A 16,236-nucleotide genomic window follows, 5' to 3' on the forward strand; every position below is an offset into this window, starting at 1 on the left:
AACAGACCGACCGCCCATGAGGCGGTTTTTTTATGCCTGGAGGAAAGCATGGGCGCAGCGCAACAGATCGAGATCCACGGCGAGAAGGGCGGCAGCAGTAAGCCGAAATCGCCGGTAGAAGCCAGCGACAGCCTGCGCTCGACCAACCTGGCGAAACTGCTGATCGCTGTGGGCGAGGGGGAGTTCGACAGCATCCCGACCGACTACGACATCTACTTGGACAACACGCCGATCCGCGATGCCAGCGGCAACTACAACTTCCCTAACGTAAAGTGGGACTGGCGCCCTGGCTCGGTGGACCAGACCTATATCCCCGGCATCCCGTCCGTGGAGAACGAGACCTCGCTGAACATTGAGCTGCGCAGCGAGGCACCGTGGGTTCGCTCGATCAGCAATACCCAGTTGTCGGCGGTGCGCATGCGCCTGGCTTGGCCGGCACTGCAACGGTCGGACGATGAAAGCAATGTCGGCGGTTACCGGATCGAGTACGCCATCGATGTGGCCACCCGACGGCGGCGCGTATCAGCAGGTGCTGGTGGACGCTGTCGACGGCAAGACCACCACACGCTACGAGCGCTCGCGCCGCATCGATTTGCCGACCGCCACCACGGGCTGGCAGATCCGCGTGCGCCGCCTGACGCCGAACCAGAACAGCAACAAGGTCGCCGACACCATGCTGGTGGCCGGTTACACCGAAGTGATCGACGCCAAGTTGCGGTACCCAAACACCGCGCTGCTGTACATCGAGTTCGACGCCGAGCAGTTCACCAACATTCCGGCGGTGACCGTGAAGTGCAAGGCCCGGCGCTGGATGGTGCCGAGCAACTACGACCCGATTCTGCGCACCTACACCGGGACGTGGGACGCTCGATGAAATCGGCCTGGACCAATAACCCGGTTTGGATCACCTACGGCGTCTGCACCGAAGACCGTTTCGGCCTGGGCAAGCGCATCAAACCGTTCATGGTCGACAAGTGGGAGCTGTACCGAATCGCTCAGTATTGCGACCAGTTGGTGCCGAACGGCCTCGGCGGTCAGGAACCGCGGTTCCTCTGCGACATGAACCTGCAGGGCAAGGCTGACGCCTGGTCGCTGCTGCGCGATATCTCGGCGATTTACCGGGGCATGACGTACTGGGCGCAGGGCCAGCTGGTGATGCAGGCTGACATGCCGCGCGCGCAGGATTTCGACTACGTCTTCACCCGGGCCAACGTCATCGACGGCAAATTCTCGTACGGTAGCGCCTCGGCGAAAACCCGGTACACGCGGGCGCTGGTCAGCTACGACAACCCGGCGAACAACTACGACACCGACGTCATTCCGTTCGCTGACCTGGACCTTCAGCGCCGCTACGGCGACCGGCCGACCGAGCTGAGTGCCATTGGCTGTACCCGCGCCTCCGAGGCCCAGCGCCGCGGCAAATGGGCGATCTTGAGCAACAACCAAGACCGCACCGTGTCGTTCAAAACCGGCATGGAGGGCGTGATTCCGCTGCCGGGGCACATCATCCCGGTGGCTGATTCTTTGCTCGCGGGCCGCGAAGTCGGCGGCCGGATCTCGTCAGCTACTGGCCGCGTCGTCACGCTCGATCGCGATACCCAGGCCAAGGCCGGCGACCGGTTGATCATCAACCTGCCGGGCGGCCGCGCCGAGGGCCGCACCGTGCAGAGCGTCAACGGCCGCGCGGTAACGGTGACTGTCGCTTACAGCGAGCCACCAGTCGCGCAACTGCAATGGGCGCTCGACGCCGATGATCTGGCGATCCCGCTGTATCGCGTGCTGCGCACCAAGCGCACCACCGAGGGCGACTTCGAAATCAGTGCGCTGCAGTTCGAGCCGAGCAAGTTCGCGCACATCGACACGGGCGCTCGTCTGGAAGAACGGCCGATCAGCGTGATCCCGATCACCGTGGTTCCGGCGCCGGCAAGCGTTTCCCTCACGTCGACGTCGTCGGTGGTGCAGGGTTTGGCCGTGGCCACCATGACCATCAGTTGGCCTGCTGTGGACGGCGCCGTCGGCTATGACGTGGAGTGGCGCAAGGACAGCGGCAACTGGATCAAGCTGCAGCGAACCGGCATGACCAACATTGACGTGGTCGGCATCTACGCCGGTGCCTACGTGGCGCGGGTCCGCGCGGTGAGTGCGTTCGATATTTCGTCTCAATGGCGCAACTCGATCCTGACCAACCTGAAGGGTAAGCAGGGACTGCCGCCGGCACTGAGTTATCTGACGGCCACGCCGCTACTGTTCGGCATCTATCTGAAATGGGGCTTCCCTGCTGGCGCTGAGGACAGCCAGCGGACAGAGATCTGGTATGGACCCACGACGCAGCTTGATGCGGCCACGAAGCTGACAGACCTGGCTTATCCGCAGAGTGACTTCTCCATGCTCGGCCTACGCGCTGGCGTGACGTTCTACTTCTGGGGCCGGATCGTCGACAAAATTGGCAACATCGGGCCGTGGTACCCGATCGGCATGGGTGTGCAGGGGCAGTCGAGCGCGGACGCGGCGGCAATTTTGGAGATGATCGCCGGCGAGATCGGCCGCACGGAACTGGGCCAGGATCTACTCGACGAAATCGACAAGATTCCCGGGCTACAGGCTCAGATCGACGCACTCGACGGGCTGAAGGGTTACAACCCCGACGATACCTACGAAGAGTACGACCTGGTGGTGCAGGGCAAACGCATCTATCAGGCCACCGGCCCGGTACCAGTCAATATGCCGCCACCGAATCCGCTCTACTGGCTCGACGTGGGTCAAACCGTGGAAACCGCCAACGGACTTGCCCAGCAGGTCGCGACCAATACTGCCGAAATCACCGAACTCGACGGCGTTGTTACGGCACAGGCGACTGCCTTTCAGGCGCTGCGCGCATCTTTTCGTGATGATAATGGTGAGGGCGAACTGGCTGATGCGTTGAAGGGCTGGAGCAGTACCGCATCCATTGCAACCGAAGAACGGGTGAGGGCATCGGAGAACCTGGCCAGCGCACAAAAGCTCACCACTCTTGATTCCAAGGTTGGCGAGAACGAAGCCAGTGTCATTGATCTCCGGAAAACGGTTGCCACTGACAAGGAAGCCACTGCGCAGGCGATTACACAGGTGAACGTGAAGGTCGGCGAGAACACTGCTGCCATTCAGGAAACCTCGACCGCGTACGCGGATACCAGTGGCAAGCTGTCGACGATGTGGTCGGTGAAGATGCAGGTCACACAGGACGGCAAGTATGTCGCGGCGGGTATTGGCCTTGGCATCGAAAACACGGGGGCCGGCCTGCAAAGCCAGTTCCTGGTGAGTGCTGACCGGTTCGCCATCGTCAACACGATTGCCGGTGGCGCAATCTCGGTGCCTTTTGCAGTGCAGGGCGGCCAGGTGTTCATGAACTCGGCGTTTATCGCCGACGGAACGATCACCAACGCCAAGATCGGCAGTTATATCAGCTCAACCAACTACATCGCCGGCCAGCAAGGCTGGATTCTCAATAAAGACGGAACGCTTGAGATCAATGGCATTGTCCCGGGACAGGGGCGACTGGTGATCAATTCACTGAACGTCTCGGTTTATGACGCCAACAACGTGCTGCGCGTTCGTCTCGGCTATTTGGGGTGATCAATGGCTCTATTTGGCCTTCGTGTGTTTGACGAGAGCGGTCAGCTCGCCATGGACACCAACAGCTTCACCTATCAGGTGCTGTGGCAGGGCGTGATTGATTTCAGCGGTACCACGCCCAGCTACACGCTGAACATTCCCGGTTTCAACCCTGCCAATTGCGTGTTCATGATCATCCCGACGAGGGCGCAGGATGTGCAGTCATCTGAAACAGATGGGTCAGGCAACGCAAAGTCCTATCCATACGTCACGACGGCGGTGGGGCAAGTAGTGGTACGGCCCAAAAACCCTTCAGCCGGCGCTTCAACAATTCAGACGAGGATCGTCGCCAAAGGCTACGCAATCAGGTACGGGACATGAGTTACGGCTTTCAGAGCATCAATGACAACTCGTTTGTTCAAATTGATTCGGAGGCACCAAGGCTTTGTCTTCTCACCAAAGGCACCTATTCCGGCGTTGCAACCGCATCAGGAACGTTTGCTAGGGCGGTGACCAGCCAAGACCCGCCAATGGTGTTCATTCGTCCCGATCAGGGCGGCGCGATTCAGGTTCCCATTTCGGTATGGTTCACGGGAGGGCCAGGAAACTGGACGGGTTTTGCCATGAACGCCTCTCGGGTGAATGAAACCCTCAGCGGGCAGTACTTCGTGGCGGCTTGGGCTTCGATGGGCACCGCTGCGTACGGGATGCGGCTGTGGGATGGCGCTGGCGCGCTCGTTTACGACAGTGGCGCTCCGGCGGTGGTTGTGACATTCGCCGCCGGCAACTGGACCTATCTCGGAACCGAGCAGCTCAGTGTGGGGCGCCGGTATTTATGGGGTATCAACAAGAGCCTCGGGGTAGGTGAGTACGTATCCCTCAATCCTTTCACGATGAACTGCCACAACGACGGTACCGGTGGCGGTTGCGCTCTTGGAGTCGATTACGCTGGCGGCCGCATCATGATGTACAGCCTCGCCTTTACAGCCTGGACCGATCAGGGCCATCGCCCATTTCTCTGCGCCAAATTGCTGGCCTGAGCCTCAACTTCTTCTGGAGAAATTCAATGCCCTGGTACAAAGCCGGGACGGTTTCTGTCGTCCAAAACTCCAACGTCGTGACCGGTACCAATACGGCGTTCTTTTCTAACGGCCGGGTCGGTGACGCCTTCCGCGGGCCTGATGGCGGTTGGTACGAAGTCATCAACATCCCGAGCGAGACCTCGCTCGCTATCTCGCCAAACTATCTGGGGGCAACCAATTCATCCGGCGCTTATGCTTTGGCTCCGATGCAGGGCTATGTCAAAGACTCGGCAGATGCACTGCGGGCGCTGGTCAATCAATTCGGCGGGGTGATGGCTGTACTGGGAGAAATTCCTACGCAGGCTGGCGTGCGCAACTCGCTGAATCTGACCAATACCGACGGACTGCCAGAGGGGCTGACCAACAAATACATGACCGCTGCAGGTGTTCGCGGAACAACGCTGACCGGACTTGATTTGACAGTGAGGACACCGGTTGTCGCGACCGACAGCGTGCTGGCGGCCCTCGGTAAATTGCAGGCCTCCAAAGAAGATACGTCGAGCCTCACCGCGTTGATCGCTGGATTGATTCCCTCAAGGCCGGCCCCGACCTCTCTCACCTTCTCCAGCGGTACCGCCTACATCCCGGGCCTCGGCCGACGAGTTACGGTTTCCGCAGATATCACCCTGAGCGGATTGGCACTTCCTGCATCGGTTTGGTATTACGCGTATCTGTATGAGAACTCTGGCGCTGCTGCTATTGAACTGGTCACGACCGCTCCGGCGGCGCCGTATATGGGCTCCGCCAGAACGAAAGCGGGAGATACAACCCGCCGCTTCATCGGGGCTTTTCGTTCGAGCACCAATGGCGGGGTTCTTGGATTTACTGCTGGCAACGACGGGATGATCAACTATCGAGACAACCTGATCGCAGCGCCGTACCGGGTTCTTTCCAATGGAGCGGCAACTGCTCCAACCATAGTTGTTACCTCGGCCATCGTTCCAATCAACGTTACAAAAAGCGTCCGCTTGAGCATGAACAACAACGGCACCCCCGTGGCGAACCTCGCGCCCGGAAACTTCAACGTAACCATGGTTGGGGCGGAGCCGGGTGGGAAAGTGTCCTGTGACACAACCCTGGACGACTCGGGGAACCTCTGGTACTTCAACTCTGGTACCGGCGGATCGCTTTCAATCGATATTACCGGCTATGGGATGGACAGATGATGCCTTACGCAATCACAAGCTACGGCTGGCGCGCGGTCGGAGAGGGGTTTACTGATGCCGACTTGGCTGAAGGTGAAAGCCTTGTCGAGGAAATTCCCCAGTCGTTGATAGCCGCAATTGCCGCTCAAGATCTGCTGCGCGAAACGACGGCCGATCTCAATGCGCGGACACGCCTTGCGACTGCCCAGGTCACTGCCCTGCAGGGTCGAGTCGATGCAATCAACGACGCCATTGACGGCGATTACGCTTTGCCGGAGGAGGTTGAAGAGAAGCCCCATCGAGTGGCAATGCTGGCCGAGTGGAAAAAGTACCGGGTGTTTCTCGGCCGCGTGACCGGTCAACCGATCTGGCCGACGGCGCCGACTTGGCCAGAACAGCCGGCGCTCTATAACGATGAAACAACGGTCGCTCGCGCTTAGACCGAGCCGTTTTAGGTAGTCACCCCGAAGAGCCCGCCATCGAGCGGGTATTTTTTTGTCTGGAGAAAACTGATGCCTGTAACTGAGAAAGACCGCGACATCCTCGCCCGCACGCTGTGGGGCGAAGCCCGCGGCGAGGGAACCGCCGGCCAGATCGCCGTGGCGTGGACGATCCGCAACCGCGTGTTCGACGGCAAGACCAATTCGTGGTGGGGCGAGGGCTACGCCGGCGTCTGCCAGAAGCGTACCAGTTCAGCTGTTGGAACAAGACCGACCCGAACTATCAGTTCCTGATCGGCGTGAAGGAAATCCCGTTCCGCGAACTGGCGCAATGTCGGATTGCGGCAGACCAGGTGATCGACGGGAAGGTGCCTGATCCTACCGGAGGGGCCACGCATTACTACGCCACCAGCATCAAGGCCCCGGCCTGGGCGGCGAAGGCCAAGCAGACGCTCAAGTTGGGCGGACACGTCTTCTTCAAGGATGTGCCGTGATGGTCGTTCCGTGGAAAACGGTGGGCGTGGTGGCGCTGGTGCTGCTCGGCGCCGGCAGCGCCTGGCAGTTTCAGGACTGGCGCTACGGCAACCAGTTGGCCGAGCAGTCCCAGCAGCACGCCGAAACCCTCAATCAACTGACCCAGGCCGCGGCCACTGCACAGCAGGCCGAGCAGGACAAGCGTCTGGCGCTCGAGCAGCGGCTGGCGGCCAGCGAGCAAACCCACTTCAGGAAAATGACCGATGCCCAACGTGACCAAGATCGCCTGCGCGATCGCCTTGCCACTTCTGATCTGCGGCTGTCAGTCCTCCTCGACGCAACCGATGCTGCCAAAGGCTGCGGTGTGCAAGCCACCGCCGGCGCCGGCGGCGTGGATCATGCAGCCGTACGAGCCCGACTTGACCCAGCGCATGCTCAACGAATTATCGCCATCACCGATACCGGCGACCGGGGGCTGATCGCGCTGCAGGCGTGCCAAGCCTATATCCGGACGTTAACTCTGCCGCGTGTCGAATAAACGCGCTCAGTCACGCGGTATTGGGGCAGGTGATTTTTGAAATACGCTCTTACCCTGTAAAGCCAAGACCTCCGCGTTCAGTTCGCTGATGTGCCTATTCTTCGCCATCAGTTCCCAGTTGCTGCGAGTTTCGATGTCGCTGGCACGACTGTTCGCTTCCGCGGCTTCAGCCTTGGCTGCGGTCAGCTGTGACCGTAGGGTGTCGCACTCCTTGCTGATCTCAGCGTGCATCTCGACCAGCTTGAATATCCGTTCCCTGGCTTGGCGCAATTGCAGGTTCAGTTCCTGAAACTCATTTTCGTAGAGTGCGAGCTGATGCCGGCAGGTTTCGAGCGGCGTGGGGCAGCCGAGCCAGTCGTCGGTGTTTTCGATATCGGAGAGTTCCACGGGAGGCGCCTTGCTATTTACTGTTTGGATATACAGTAATCGAGGCGCTGCGGACGGGCGAGGGTGAGGCGACGAGCTGTCAGTCGGGCGCCATCAAAACCGCCAGGGTCATCTTGATGAACTCCTCGTTCTTGTCGATCGTCCAGAGTGCGCCGCGGACATTCTCGGCGACATCTGCCGACCCGCGCTGCTCGACCCAGTTGGACAGTTCCATGATGGCGGCTTCGAGGGCGAGCTGGTTTTCGTTGATCTTGAAGAGCAGGGAAGGGAGCAGATCGGAATTTGGCATTTTGGTTTCCTCCGTAGACGAAACCAGCGTAGCAGGGGTAATTATTCTTACGGCAGAACGCCGTGGAGATGGTGCGCAAAACCTCCTCTGGAGGCCGCGTGTTTCCGTTTGCATAAGCACAAAAAACTGGATGTTTTGCAACCAGTTTAATAAGGTATATCCTTTTAAAATCAATATGTTATGGTTCTTCAGGCCCCAGCATGGGGTGCTAGGGGTCGAGTGTTCGAATCACTCCGTCCCGACCATATATTTCAATGACTTAGGCCAATGTTAATGACATTGGCCTTTTTCATGCGCGTGAGTTTTGCGGGACGACTATGCTGTGCGCAGCCAAAAAGCCACGCCTCAATGCAGAACCCTACGGCTCTCACCAATCCTGATCCGGTCCAGCGCCCGGTTCAATGCATCCAGTGCATCCAGAAGTGCCTTTGCTTCTGACTCTCGGCCATCGCCCCATAAACGTTCCGCCATTTTGTTCAGGGCCTGGATCGAGCGTTCGATGTCAGCGGCGGTCGCGGGTGCCCGGGTTTGCGCTTCTTTGCTAGGCATACTTTCATTCATCTGCAGGGGATTGGCGATGCCCAGCATGATCGGCGTTCGCTGTCGGTCAATCCAGTGGTTACTGCTTTGGCTTGCGCTGAATATCTTCCGAGTCGCTGGAGGTTGCCGCGTCTTTCTCGGTTTTCTTTCGATTCTGCGCCCGAGTTCGAGCCTGAGGCTTCTTCACCTTTCTTGTTGGCTTTTTCTTCGTTTGATTCAGATGTGTTGCTGGATTGATTGACGCCTGGGATGGCCGTGGGCGGTGCGGCTGATCCTGCTTTCTCGGTTGCCAGCGTCAAGGCAGAGCCAGCCAGCATCAGGCTTGCAAGCATCAGGGTTGCAATCTTGTTGTCCATTTTTGCGGCCTTGTTGGGGGGTGTACCGCATTGGAGGCACCAGGCTCGCCAAGGTGCTGCTCATTGGACGAACGGCTGGCTTTGCGCGCCATGCGGCAATTTGCTGGCCCCCAGGTCTGAGCTTCCTCGGCAAAATCGCCTTTTTTCAAAAGGTTAGGTTGGCTATATGCGGACGATTGTCATAACCGTTGCAACGCTTTCCCTGGCTGCCTTTGCTTCGGCCATTGAAGCGAGGGAGTTGAGCAAGAGTCATCGGTTTGCCTGTACCTGGGGCTCGGACATCGCCGCCGGGGCGCAGCAGTCGAAGCTGTCGGGGATCTCGTTGTATGGCGCACGCAAGCAGTTGCAGGTGCGCAAGTTCCAGCAACCGTGGATGCGCATGACGGCGATGGGCATTACCGAGCAGACCTACAACAGCACCTCGAAGCTCAAGCCGGCGGCAGTCAAGCAGACTTATTACGAACAATGTGTGCGGCATGAACTGGCCCAGCGATAAACCCAAAAGCCCAACCTGAAACGGTTGGGCTTTTTCATGCCTGACGAAACGTCGGCGTCACTTGTCGCTCTCGCAATTGACCATCCAGGAGACTCCAAAGCGATCGACCAGCATGCCGAACCGGGCGGCCCAGAACGTCGCCTCCAGCGGCATGTCGACACGACCGTCCTTGGCCAGCGCATTAAACACTCGCTCGGCTTCGGCAATGCTGTCGACGTTGAGGGAGATCGAGCAACCGCTCATGCCGCCGGTTGGCCGGTCGGGCGTGGTGTCGGAGGCCATGATCATCTGATCGCCGACTTTCAGGCAGGTATGGATGACCAGGTTGTGGTGCTCTTTCGGTACGTGTTCGGCAGCGGGTGTTTCGCCGAAAGTCATCATCGCTTCGAGTTTGCCCTGCAAGGCTTGTTCGTAAAAAGTGAAGGCTTCGCGGCAGTTGCCGTTGAAGATCAGATAGGGATTGATTCGCATGGTTGCGCTCCTGGCAGTAGGCGCGGAGAGAGGCGATTTTCGCCAGGTTCCGCGAAAGGCGGTTAAAAACATAGCAGAGCATTGGACGTCGCAACGGCCGGAGTTTTTCCAGATGTTTTTCTTCTGAAAACACCGGGTTTCAGCACGGACAAACCCTGCGGAGTACCATGACACCCTGTACGACCTGTCGAGCTTGATCTGCCATGCCTTTGATTTCCCGCTTCAACGCCCTGTTCGATCAGGCCCGGCGCGCCTTGCTATTGGTTTGGGCGACATCACGCGGATTGTTTCTGGGGCTGGTGCTGGCGACCCTGATTGCCGGCGTGCTGCCGGCGCTGGCCGCGTGGCTGGGGCAGCGTATTGTCGATGCGGTGGTGACGGCGATGCAGTTGCACGCGCAGCAGGGCGCTGCCCCGCTGTGGCCGGTGTTGCGTTATGTCCTGCTGGAGGCGGGGGTGTTGGCGTTGTTGTCCGGCACGCAACGGGCATTGTCGGTCCAGCAGTCGCTGCTGCGGGTGCAACTGGGGCAGAAGGTCAACACGCTGATTCTGGAAAAGGCCCAGACCCTGTCGCTGGTGCAGTTCGAGAACTCCGAGTTCTACGACAAGCTGGTGCGCGTGCGCCGCGAAGCCTCGACTCGACCGCTGGCGTTGGTGATGAAGTCGCTGGGGCTGATCCAGAACCTGATCATGCTGATCAGCTTTGGTGTGCTGCTGGTGCACTTTTCGCCGTGGGCACTGCTGTTGCTGGTGATCGGCGCGTTGCCGGTATTCTTTGCCGAGGCACATTTTTCCGGCGATGCTTTCCGCTTGTTTACCCGCCGGGCCCCGGAAAGTCGGCAGCAAAATTACATCGAAACCTTGCTGTCCCACGAGGCCTATATCAAAGAGGTCAAGTTGTTCGGCTTTGCACCGTTGCTGCTGCAGCGTTATCGGGACACGTTCGCCAAGCTCTATGCCGAGGATCGGCGCCTGACCTTGCGTCGCGATGGCTGGGGTTTTGGTCTCGGCTTGCTCGGCACCGGGGCGTTCTACCTGGCCTATGCGTGGGTGGTGATCGATGCCGTGCACGGCAATATCAGTCTCGGCCAAATGACCATGTACCTGGTGTTATTCAAGCAGGGGCAAAGCGCGGTCAGTAGCAGTCTGAGCGCAATCAGCGGCTTGTATGAAGACGGTTTGTACCTGTCGAACCTTTACGAATACCTGGCTGAACCGGTGCTGGCCGATTCCGGTCATCTCACCGTCGGCGCGCATCCGGGCGATGGCCTGCGCTTTGAAAACGTCGGTTTTCGCTATCCAGGCGCCATTCGCGCGGCACTGGAAGGCATTGACCTGCACCTGGTGCCGGGCAGGAGCGTGGCGCTGGTGGGGGAGAACGGTTCAGGCAAGACCACCCTGATCAAACTGCTGACCCGCCTGTATCGGCCGGATCAAGGGCGCATCCTGCTTGATGGCAGTGACTTGCAGGATTGGGAAGAAACCACTTTGCGCCGACGCATCGGCGTGATTTTCCAGGACTACATCCGCTATCAGTTCACCGTGGGTGAAAACATTGGCGTTGGCGATACTCTGGCGTTCAATGAAGAATCACGCTGGAAGTCTGCGGCTACCGAAGGCATGGCCGCGCCGTTCATTGAAGGGCTCGACCGCGGCTACGCCACACAGTTGGGCCGCTGGTTTGCTGGTGGTCAGGAGTTGTCGGGTGGGCAATGGCAGAAGATTGCCTTGTCCCGGGCCTACATGCGCCGCGATGCCGATATCCTGATTCTCGACGAGCCGACCTCGGCCCTGGATCCGGCAGCGGAAGCGGCAGTGTTCGAGCATTTCAGCCAGCACACCGAAGGTCGCATGACCCTGCTGATTTCCCATCGCTTTTTCCAGTGTGCGCAACGCCGATCAGATCATTGTGCTGGAGGCCGGACGGATACTGGAGCAGGGCGGTCACGACAGCCTGATTGCCGCCAATGGACGCTACGCCAAATTGTTCGATCTGCAGGCTCGCGGCTATCGTTAGGAGTCCTGTGCGTTGCGGGCCATTGCCGGGCCGGCCACGCGCGGCGCGGGTTTTGATTGCATCAGCGCATCGATCGCCTTGCGATAATTCTGTCCGCCCAGTGCCATGCTGTTGTTGTGGGTCGCGCCTGGCACCAGCAGCAGTCGTTTCGGTTGTCGGGCGGCGTTGAACAGTTGCTCGCTGAAGCGTGGCGGCACGAACGCGTCGGCCATGCCGTGCACTACCAACAGCGGCATGTGAATCTCGGCGATCTTGTCGATGGAGTCGAATTTCTGCGACAGCAGCCAGCGCACCGGTAGCGAGGTGTTGGCCACGGCGGCGGCCACATCGGCGAGGGAGGTGAAGGTCGACTCGATCACCAGACCCTTGACCGGTAGCGGTGCATGGTCCCGCGCGGCGTCCTGGCCGAGCTCTGCCGCCAGATCAATGGCCACGGCACCGCCTAGCGAGTGACCGTAGATCAGGCGCTTGCTCGGGTCGGGCTGCAGCAGTTTGAAGCGCTCCCACGCCACACGGGCGTCTTCGTACACGCTGCTTTCCGAAGGCAGATCGCCCTTGCTCTGACCGAAACCGCGGTAGTCGATGGCCAGTACCGAGTAGCCGGCCGCGCGCAATTGTTCGATGCGGAACAGCTGCCCGGTGAGGTTCCAGCGCACGCCATGCAGATAAAGAATGGCCGGTGCATTGGCTTTTTCCGCCGGCCACCACCAGGCATGAATATTCTCCCCGGCCTTGAAGCTCCTGGGCTGCAGGTCGAGTTCCTGCACGCTGCCCGGCAAGCCGTGATACCAGCCGGCCGTGCCCGGTTCGATGCCGAAACAGCAGCTTGCGCTCGGTGTGCTCGAGCACCGCACAACTCGTCGGTACGCCAATGATCAGCGCAGCCATGCAGGCGAACGCCAGACGGCGACGACGCAAACGCGTCATGAAGGACAGAAACATTAAACGGTTCACCACGGCGCAGACAAAGAAGGCTTTTTACCAGATGCCTTGATCTGCGCGTGAGTTTTTCGACCACCGTCTCCTCGCAACAATTACAAGATGCTGCAGCTCAGTCCACCCGCAGGACGATTTTGCCGATATGGTCGCCACCTTCCATGCGTGTATGCGCCTGGGCCGCCTCGTGCAGCGAGTAGACCTTGTCGATGATCGGCAGGCAGCGCCCGGCGGCCAGCGCTGGCCAAACATGTTCGCGCAGTTGCCCGGCAATCTCGGCCTTTTCCTCTGTGGTTCGCGCACGCAGCAGCGAACCGGTGATCACTGCCCGTTTGGCCATGATCGCCAGCAGGTCGATGTCGTTGGCCTTGCCGCCGCCGAGAAAGCCGAGCATCACCAATCGGCCATCCATCGCCAGTGCGCTGACATTACCGTTGAGGTACGAGGCGCCCATGATGTCGAGAATCGCGTTCACCCCTTGGCCTGCAGTTTTTTCGGCGATGACCGTGGCGAAATCCTGCTCGCGATAATTGATCGGTTGCCCACCCAGTTTGCTGATTGCCGCGCATTTATCGGCACTGCCGGCGGTGGCGAAGGCTTCGATGCCGAATTCACGGCACAGCATCAGTGCGGTGGTACCGATGCCGCTGGTGCCACCGTGGACCAGCACGCGCTGACCACGTTGGGCGTTGCCGAGACCGAACAGGTTGGCCCATACGGTAAAGAACGTTTCGGGAATCGCGGCGGCCTGCACCCAGTCCAGACCTTCGGGGATCGGCAAGGTTTGCCCGGCCGGCACCGTGCAGTATTCAGCGTAACCGCCGCCGTTGGTCAGCGCGCAAACCTTGTCCCCCACGGCAAACTGACTGACCCCCGCACCCAGCGCCACCACTTCGCCGGCCACTTCCAGACCGGGAATCGGATTCATGCCCGGCTTCATCGGGTACTTGCCTGCCCGTTGCAGGGCGTCGGGGCGGTTGATCCCGGCGGCATGCACGCGAATCAGCACTTCGCCGGCTGCGGCGACGGGCAGGGGCACACGCTTGGCTTGCAACACTTCGGGGCCACCAGGTTGAGTGATTTCGATACGGGTCATTTCGCTGGGCAAGGTCATGTCGATTCCTGTTGCTTGAGGTTCTGAAGATGGGAGCACAGCCCGCAGGCAATGATTCCCTTCAATTTTCACAGACGCGTGGTTCAGTCGCTGAGGGCAGCCATTTCAGGGCATGCTCCAACAAGATCGCCACGGCAATCGCCCCTGCGGCGATCACGAAGAGCATTGCGTGATGACCGCCCGTGGCATTGAACAGTGCCGAATAGGCGAATCCGGCCAGCGCCTGAAACGTGGCAAACGATACGGTGGCGCGGCTCCAGGCGATTTGCTGGCGATGGTGATCAGGCACCAGTTCATGCACGCGAGCCAGGGCCAGCGGGACGATCCCGGGCGGGAATGAGCCGATGATCACTGCCAGCACGGCCAACGCCATGAAGGACTGGGAAACCGCCAGCAGTCCCAGTGCAATCGCCTGTACCAGCAATACCAGCCGAATCCCCATCCGCGCGCCAAGCCGATCCGCGAGAAAGCCATAACTTACCGGGCCGACAATTGCGCCCAGGCCATACATCACCCAAACCAGTGCGCCAATTTGCGCCCCGGCACCGAGCCCACGAGCGACGTAATCCACCAGAAACACCATGGCCGGCACCAGTCCTGCGGCCATGAATGCGTATTGTCCGAACAGTAAATAGACGGCGGAGGGGGTTGGCTCAACCGTCGCGCCTGCGTGAATGGCGGTCGGGTGTGGTAGATCAGCAGGCCAGCCAAACCAGCTTGTTACGGTCAGCAACAACGACAATCCGCCCAGTCCCAACCAGGTGGCGTGCAGGCCCATATTCAACAAGGGCGGGACGATGGTCCCGGAGGCGGCAATCCCCAGGCCGATACCGAGAAAAATCGCACCGCTGGCCAGTCCTTTGCGGGATGCCGGCACATGGGGCAGTACAGTCGCCGCCACCAGCACCATAATTGCACCGCCGGTAATCCCCGACAGCAACCGCCAGCCAAAGAACCAGCTCACCGACAACGGAAATGCACAGGCAAAAAACGCTGCGGTGACCAGGAGCATCATCAGTCGCAGGGCGTTTTTATTGCCCAGTTGCCGCGCTAGCGGCCGGCCGAGCAGGGCGCCGATCAGATAGCCGACCAGATTGGCTGCGCCAAGGTAGACCACGTCGTTGGCAGAAAACCACTGCGCCTGAATCAGCGAGGGAATAAGCGGTGTATAGGCAAAACGCGCCAGACCAATGCCGACCAGGCTGGCGCAGAGTCCCGAGAAAATCGGTAACGCTGAGGTCGATGTACGCATGACAGCCATCCTGAGGAAGTTCTAAGGCACTCAGAATATCGGCTATCTTTGCTGCGGTAATGCAGCGAATTGGCTTTATAGTGATGCAAATTTGCATCGGGCGGGACAGCATGAACTGGGATGATGCGCGGGTATTTCTCGCGGTATGCAGAGAGTCGACCTTACGCGGCGCAGCGCGGGTTCTGGGGGTGGATCAGGCGACTGTCGGGCGACGGATCACGGCGCTGGAAAAATCCCTGAGCGCCACCTTGTTCCTGCGCACCTCCGACGGCTACGCACTGACCGCAGTCGGCGAAGCCGCGCTCAAAAGCGTGGAAAAAATGGAGCAGTCGGCGCTGGAACTTGAGCGGCAGATTCAGGGCCTGGATGATCGTCTGACCGGCACCGTACGCGTCAGCACCACCGACTCGCTGGCCATCGACTTCCTGATCCCGGCCATTAGCCGCCTGCACGCGCAGCACCCGGACGTGCGTGTGCAACTGGACGCCTCCACGCAGATCCTCAGCCTGGCCAAGCGCGAGGCCGACATCGCCGTGCGCAATACCCGGCCTGACAATCCCGATCTGATCGCGCGGCGGATTGCGCGCTGGCCCGTGGGATTGTTCGCATCACAGACGTATATCGACGCTCATGGCATCCCGCCGCAGGGTACGGCGTTCGAAGGCCATGACCTCGTGGTCTACCAACCGTATTTGCAGACGCACAAGGACATGACACTGGTGTGCGAACCGCTGCAGCGCGGGCGTATCGTCGCCAGCCTGAGCTCCAGTCTGCTGGTACGGCGCTCGATTGCGGCTGGCCTGGGCTTAGGAGAAATTCCGGTGTACATGGGCGAGCGCGATGGCCTGATCAGGCTTTGGCCGGAGCGCAATCGCCCGCAACCGTATGAGGTCTGGCTGGTGACCCACGCGGACTTGCGCCACACCGCACGGGTCAGGGCGGTGATTGAGCAGATTGTCGAGGCGTTTGCACTGGAGAATGAGTGACGGCTCAAAGCGCTTTGGAGAAGCTACATCGTCTGACGAAACGCCCTACACCCACAGCAGAATCTGCCGGCTTGTGGGCTTGAAGCGCCAGCCCTACTGTTGATGCAACTTGCAGCGCCAGGA

At 60.0% G+C, this 16,236-nt stretch carries 13 protein-coding genes, 1 tRNA gene and 5 pseudogenes; 11 read left to right on the forward strand and 8 right to left on the reverse strand.

Annotated elements, in window-relative coordinates:
- The first annotated feature begins 48 nt into the window (after positions 1-48).
- The 7 genes and pseudogenes from HT737_RS00245 to HT737_RS00275 all read left to right on the forward strand — a co-directional run bounded on the left by HT737_RS00245 (position 49) and on the right by HT737_RS00275 (position 7,270).
- Positions 49-3,612 (forward strand): annotated as a pseudogene (locus HT737_RS00245) (host specificity protein J).
- Positions 3,613-3,615: 3 nt separating this feature from the next.
- A complete protein-coding gene (locus HT737_RS00250) occupies positions 3,616-3,972 on the forward strand; it encodes a hypothetical protein (protein ID WP_182400907.1) in 357 nt (118 codons plus the stop codon).
- Positions 3,969-4,631 carry a hypothetical protein gene (locus HT737_RS00255; protein ID WP_121184008.1) on the forward strand — a complete coding sequence of 221 codons (663 nt, stop codon included), beginning with the start codon at positions 3,969-3,971 and terminating at the stop codon, positions 4,629-4,631. The genes HT737_RS00250 and HT737_RS00255 overlap by 4 nt, the downstream gene beginning before the upstream one ends.
- A gap of 26 nt (positions 4,632-4,657) precedes the next feature.
- A complete protein-coding gene (locus HT737_RS31570) occupies positions 4,658-5,839 on the forward strand; it encodes a hypothetical protein (protein WP_306287120.1) in 1,182 nt (393 codons plus the stop codon).
- Complete coding sequence (locus HT737_RS00265) at positions 5,839-6,258, forward strand: tail fiber assembly protein (protein WP_220459268.1); 420 nt, start codon at positions 5,839-5,841, stop codon at positions 6,256-6,258. The genes HT737_RS31570 and HT737_RS00265 overlap by 1 nt, the downstream gene beginning before the upstream one ends.
- Positions 6,259-6,330: 72 nt before the next feature.
- Positions 6,331-6,752: pseudogene (locus HT737_RS00270) on the forward strand (cell wall hydrolase).
- A complete protein-coding gene (locus tag HT737_RS00275; protein WP_182400911.1) occupies positions 6,752-7,270 on the forward strand; it encodes a lysis system i-spanin subunit Rz in 519 nt (172 codons plus the stop codon). The pseudogene HT737_RS00270 and the gene HT737_RS00275 overlap by 1 nt, the downstream one beginning before the upstream one ends.
- Positions 7,271-7,276: 6 nt before the next feature.
- Here HT737_RS00275 and HT737_RS00280 read toward each other — a convergent pair whose 3' ends face one another.
- A complete protein-coding gene (locus tag HT737_RS00280; protein ID WP_182400912.1) occupies positions 7,277-7,657 on the reverse strand; it encodes a hypothetical protein in 381 nt (126 codons plus the stop codon).
- 79 nt (positions 7,658-7,736) lie between these two features.
- The gene (locus tag HT737_RS00285; protein ID WP_025110061.1) at positions 7,737-7,946 is read right to left on the reverse strand and encodes a hypothetical protein; all 210 of its coding nucleotides are present in this window, start codon (positions 7,944-7,946) and stop codon (positions 7,737-7,739) included.
- A gap of 126 nt (positions 7,947-8,072) precedes the next feature.
- On the opposite strand from HT737_RS00285, the gene HT737_RS00290 reads away from it, so the two are divergent.
- A tRNA-Ser gene (locus tag HT737_RS00290) sits at positions 8,073-8,191 on the forward strand.
- A 100-nt stretch (positions 8,192-8,291) separates the two neighbouring features.
- Here the strand turns inward: HT737_RS00290 and HT737_RS00295 are convergent.
- Both HT737_RS00295 and HT737_RS00300 read right to left on the reverse strand, forming a co-directional pair.
- Positions 8,292-8,495 carry a hypothetical protein gene (locus HT737_RS00295; RefSeq protein WP_182400935.1) on the reverse strand — a complete coding sequence of 68 codons (204 nt, stop codon included), beginning with the start codon at positions 8,493-8,495 and terminating at the stop codon, positions 8,292-8,294.
- Between the two features lie 70 nt (positions 8,496-8,565).
- Positions 8,566-8,842, reverse strand: a pseudogene (locus HT737_RS00300) (hypothetical protein).
- A gap of 166 nt (positions 8,843-9,008) precedes the next feature.
- Between HT737_RS00300 and HT737_RS00305 the strand changes: the two are divergent.
- Positions 9,009-9,338 (forward strand): hypothetical protein, encoded by a 330-nt coding sequence (locus tag HT737_RS00305; protein WP_007961262.1) that lies wholly within the window; start codon positions 9,009-9,011, stop codon positions 9,336-9,338.
- Between the two features lie 57 nt (positions 9,339-9,395).
- Here HT737_RS00305 and HT737_RS00310 read toward each other — a convergent pair whose 3' ends face one another.
- Positions 9,396-9,809 (reverse strand): VOC family protein, encoded by a 414-nt coding sequence (locus HT737_RS00310; protein WP_095668827.1) that lies wholly within the window; start codon positions 9,807-9,809, stop codon positions 9,396-9,398.
- 203 nt (positions 9,810-10,012) lie between these two features.
- On the opposite strand from HT737_RS00310, the pseudogene HT737_RS00315 reads away from it, so the two are divergent.
- Positions 10,013-11,825, forward strand: a pseudogene (locus HT737_RS00315) (ABC transporter ATP-binding protein).
- Here the strand turns inward: HT737_RS00315 and HT737_RS00320 are convergent.
- The 3 genes and pseudogenes from HT737_RS00320 to HT737_RS00330 form a co-directional block, all read right to left on the reverse strand.
- Positions 11,822-12,767, reverse strand: a pseudogene (locus tag HT737_RS00320) (alpha/beta hydrolase). The pseudogenes HT737_RS00315 and HT737_RS00320 overlap by 4 nt on opposite strands.
- A 109-nt stretch (positions 12,768-12,876) precedes the next feature.
- Positions 12,877-13,875: an NAD(P)H-quinone oxidoreductase gene (locus HT737_RS00325; protein WP_182400914.1), complete on the reverse strand. Its 999-nt coding sequence runs from the start codon at positions 13,873-13,875 to the stop codon at positions 12,877-12,879.
- Between the two features lie 61 nt (positions 13,876-13,936).
- Positions 13,937-15,127, reverse strand: a complete 1,191-nt coding sequence (locus HT737_RS00330) for a YbfB/YjiJ family MFS transporter (protein WP_182400916.1) — start codon at positions 15,125-15,127, stop codon at positions 13,937-13,939.
- A 110-nt stretch (positions 15,128-15,237) separates the two neighbouring features.
- Here HT737_RS00330 and HT737_RS00335 point away from each other — a divergent pair, with 110 nt between their 5' ends.
- The gene (locus HT737_RS00335; RefSeq protein ID WP_182400918.1) at positions 15,238-16,113 is read left to right on the forward strand and encodes a LysR family transcriptional regulator; all 876 of its coding nucleotides are present in this window, start codon (positions 15,238-15,240) and stop codon (positions 16,111-16,113) included.
- The last annotated feature ends 123 nt before the right edge of the window (positions 16,114-16,236 follow it).

Origin of the sequence: Pseudomonas sp. MD195_PC81_125, assembly GCF_014060985.1 — a bacterium.
GTDB lineage: Bacteria > Pseudomonadota > Gammaproteobacteria > Pseudomonadales > Pseudomonadaceae > Aquipseudomonas > Aquipseudomonas parakoreensis.